General features: G+C 38.4%; 4 protein-coding genes. 3 read left to right on the forward strand and 1 reads right to left on the reverse strand.

Annotated features, from left to right (window positions below):
- Window positions 1-290 precede the first annotated feature (290 nt).
- Window positions 291-1,151 (reverse strand): YicC/YloC family endoribonuclease, encoded by an 861-nt coding sequence (locus I6F40_RS19505; RefSeq protein ID WP_002958889.1) that lies wholly within the window; start codon window positions 1,149-1,151, stop codon window positions 291-293.
- Window positions 1,152-1,330: 179 nt separating this feature from the next.
- Here I6F40_RS19505 and rph point away from each other — a divergent pair, with 179 nt between their 5' ends.
- Genes rph through I6F40_RS19520 form a run of 3 tightly spaced genes read left to right on the forward strand, consistent with a single transcriptional unit; the run spans window position 1,331 to window position 3,144 of the window.
- The gene (gene rph, locus I6F40_RS19510) at window positions 1,331-2,044 is read left to right on the forward strand and encodes a ribonuclease PH (protein WP_002958890.1); all 714 of its coding nucleotides are present in this window, start codon (window positions 1,331-1,333) and stop codon (window positions 2,042-2,044) included.
- A gap of 18 nt (window positions 2,045-2,062) precedes the next feature.
- Complete coding sequence (pyrE, locus tag I6F40_RS19515) at window positions 2,063-2,707, forward strand: orotate phosphoribosyltransferase (RefSeq protein ID WP_166379692.1); 645 nt, start codon at window positions 2,063-2,065, stop codon at window positions 2,705-2,707.
- A gap of 56 nt (window positions 2,708-2,763) precedes the next feature.
- A complete protein-coding gene (locus tag I6F40_RS19520; protein WP_007583384.1) occupies window positions 2,764-3,144 on the forward strand; it encodes a diacylglycerol kinase in 381 nt (126 codons plus the stop codon).
- The last annotated feature ends 362 nt before the right edge of the window (window positions 3,145-3,506 follow it).

The raw sequence follows: 3,506 nt of genomic DNA on the forward strand, positions 1-3,506 counted from the left end.
AATATTACCGGAGAAAAGAAAGCGAAAAGCTTATCCGCGAACGGTGCTCGCAAAGACACAAAAATATCCAGTTAGGTATAAACGAAAAAACACCACTCGTTCTTAAACGAGTGGTGTTAGAGCTTAGTCGGGCTTTTTAATGACTAAAATAAAGAGTGATTTGGAGGTGAGAATCTCACATTAGACGAAGATGCTTGGTAACAACATTCAAAATATTATTGGTATTAATAAAAAACCCGAGCCTATCCCGGGTTTTGATAAGTTATGAATATGCCATAATTGGCTGAAAACTATTCAATATTTTGAATTTGTTCTCTCATTTGTTCAATCAATACTTTTAACTCTACAGCGGCAGTAGTGATGTCACTATTGATAGACTTAGATGCTAGCGTGTTAGCTTCACGATTAAATTCTTGCATCATAAAATCTAGGCGGCGGCCGCATGCGCCACCTTTTTTAAGGATTTTTTTAGTTTCTTTAACGTGAGACTTTAAACGATCTAATTCTTCAGCTACATCTTGTTTTTGAGCAAGATAAATAAGTTCTTGTTCAAGGCGTGACTCGTCAATGTTTGCTGTTAAGTCTTCTAGCTTTTGAGCCAGTTTTTCACGCTGCCACTTAGCAATCTCAGGCATGTGCGTTTCTACAATTTCTACTTGCTCTAAAATCGCATCAAGGCGGATTGCTATCATTTCTTCAAGGTTTGCACCTTCATCGCCACGAGCTGATTTAAAATCTTCGATTACTTGATCAAGACCAGCAATTAGTGCTGTATTAACGCTATCCATATCAAGTTCTTCAGCTTCCATAACACCAGGCCAACGTAATATATCAACAGGATTAATGTCGCCATTACTTTGCTGTTGAACCCATTTCGCGCTATTTATAAGTTGCTCAGCAAGGGCTTGGTTAATTGATAGCTCACCAACATGGGCAGGATTTGCTACAAACTTTAAAAAAACCTCAACTTTACCGCGTTGTAAGTGTTTGCGTAAACGCTCACGAATAACTGGCTCCATGCCACGAAATTGCTCTGGTGCGCGAATAAATGTTTCAAGGTAACGCTGGTTCACTGAACGAACTTCCCAAGTGCCAGTTCCCCAATCGCCTTTTATTTCGCGACGCGCATAAGCTGTCATACTGTGGATCATGGATATTTTCCTAAATTTATAAATACAATATTACGATGATTATACCGTAACACCGCTTAAGCTCTAGGGAAAATTTAATACACTGAATATTTTGCATACAGCTATTTATTTAAATCAGCATGGTATCTATACCCACATACACTTATAATGTCGCAAATTCTGAATTAAGGGGATCGTCAATGCGTCCAAGCGAAAGAACACCTAACCAAATTAGACCTGTTACATTTACACGTAATTATACTTTGCATGCTGAAGGCTCAGTACTTGTTGAGTTTGGTAACACCAAAGTACTTTGTACAGCTACTGTCGAATCGGGCGTTCCTCGTTTCATGAAAGGTCAGGGTAAAGGTTGGATCAATGCTGAATACGGTATGTTACCGCGAGCAACGCATACGCGTAATGCTCGAGAAGCTGCACGTGGTAAGCAGGGCGGTCGTACTATGGAAATTCAACGTTTAATTGCACGTGCACTGCGTGCTGCTGTTGATTTAAAAGCACTTGGCGAAAACACAATCACTATCGACTGTGATGTAATTCAAGCAGATGGCGGTACACGTACTGCTTCTATAAGTGGTGCATGTGTTGCACTTGTTGATGCGCTAACGCATATGCGTGCCAAGGGTATGATTAATTCAAACCCACTTAAACATATGATTGCGGCTATTTCAGTAGGTATATACAAAGGCCAAGCAATTAGCGATTTAGAATATATTGAAGATTCAGCAGCAGAAACTGATATGAATGTAATTTTAACCGAAACAGGTAAAATTATAGAAATTCAAGGTACAGCCGAAGGCGAACCTTTCTCGTTTGATGAGCTAGATGAGTTACTTACTTTAGCTAAACATTCTATTCGTGAAATCATTGACGTACAAAAGCAAGCATTAGCATAAATAGGTAGGCCACTAGATATGAAAGATTATCAAAAAGAGTTTATAGAATTTGCTCTAGAGAAGCAGGTATTAAAATTTGGTGAGTTTACTTTAAAGTCTGGGCGCATAAGTCCTTACTTTTTTAATGCCGGTTTGTTTAATACAGGTCGTGACTTAGCACGTTTAGGTCGTTTTTATGCATCAGCATTAGAAGATTCATCGATAGAGTACGATGTACTATTTGGTCCCGCGTATAAGGGTATCCCAATCGCGACAACAACTGCAGTTGCATTAGCAGATCACCATGATAAAGATGTACCGTACTGTTTTAACCGTAAAGAGAAAAAAGCACACGGTGAAGGTGGTACATTGGTGGGTTCAGAACTCAATGGCAAAATAATGCTAGTTGATGATGTAATTACCGCAGGTACCGCTATTCGTGAGTCCATGGAAATTATTGCACAAAATGGTGCAGACCTTAGTGGTGTTTTAATTGCATTAGATCGCCAAGAAAAAGGTAAAGCCGAGTTATCAGCTATTCAAGAAGTTGAACGTGACTTTAATACCAAAGTAATTTCTATTGTAAAATTAGCAGACCTTATTAGCTACCTTGAAGTTCAAGGGACGATGGACGAACATTTAGCCTCAGTTAAAGCCTATCGTGATCAATACGGTGTAGCATAAATAAAAAGCCTCGCAGTGCGGGGCTTTATTTTGACCTTCATTCATAGAGTTTATTAATGAAAGATGTATTAAAACCAAACGGCTTAGGCCTCAAACGCGTTTTCAAAGCAACCTATTGCTCCTATCTTGGCTTTAAAGCAGCATTTAAAGAAGAAGCTGCATTTAGACAAGAACTATTACTAAGCCTTATATTATTCCCCACTTCATTTTGGCTTGCTTCATCATTATTACACTGGGCAATACTAATTAGCTCACTGCTTATTATTCTAATAGTTGAATTGCTAAACTCTGCCATTGAAGCATTAACAGATCGAGTAAGTACAGAATTGCATGTATTGTCAGGTAGAGCTAAAGATATGGGATCTGCAGCCGTAACACTTTCATTAACGATCGTATTGATCATATGGGGTGTAAGTCTTTATATGAAGATCGTTTAAGCTCACTTTTAATATTGGTGAAGTTTAAACACCTTTAGTTGTTAATAATTTGCTAGTTATGTTGTGTTTTTAACGTGTTTAGCTCAAATACTCAGCGAACAGTACATTATTTCAAGTTTTCTTCAAAAAAGGGTTGATCTGTTTTCGGATCTCCCTATAATGCGACCCCACTGAGACGGGAAACGCCAACGCATAGCGAGGCACGAACAACTCAGGGTGTTAAGTAAAACTTAGATTGAACCTTTTTAGAAAGTTTAAATTTAAGTGTTGACAAAAAAATAGGAAAGCGTAACATGCGCAGCCCTAGCGAGATAAAGTTTAGCTTTATAATCGCAACGTTCTTTAACAATATAAAGCAATCA

The sequence above is a fragment of the Pseudoalteromonas sp. SWXJ133 genome (assembly GCF_015864365.1).
In the GTDB taxonomy this organism is placed as follows: domain Bacteria; phylum Pseudomonadota; class Gammaproteobacteria; order Enterobacterales; family Alteromonadaceae; genus Pseudoalteromonas; species Pseudoalteromonas arctica.

Bases quoted from the DNA above. Each gene is read 5' to 3' on its own strand.
- I6F40_RS19505 (WP_002958889.1), bottom strand. From the start codon at position 1,151: ATGATCCACAGTATGACAGCTTATGCGCGTCGCGAAATAAAAGGCGAT.
- I6F40_RS19520 (WP_007583384.1), top strand. From the start codon at position 2,764: ATGAAAGATGTATTAAAACCAAACGGCTTAGGCCTCAAACGCGTTTTC.
- pyrE (WP_166379692.1), top strand. From the start codon at position 2,063: ATGAAAGATTATCAAAAAGAGTTTATAGAATTTGCTCTAGAGAAGCAG.
- rph (WP_002958890.1), top strand. From the start codon at position 1,331: ATGCGTCCAAGCGAAAGAACACCTAACCAAATTAGACCTGTTACATTT.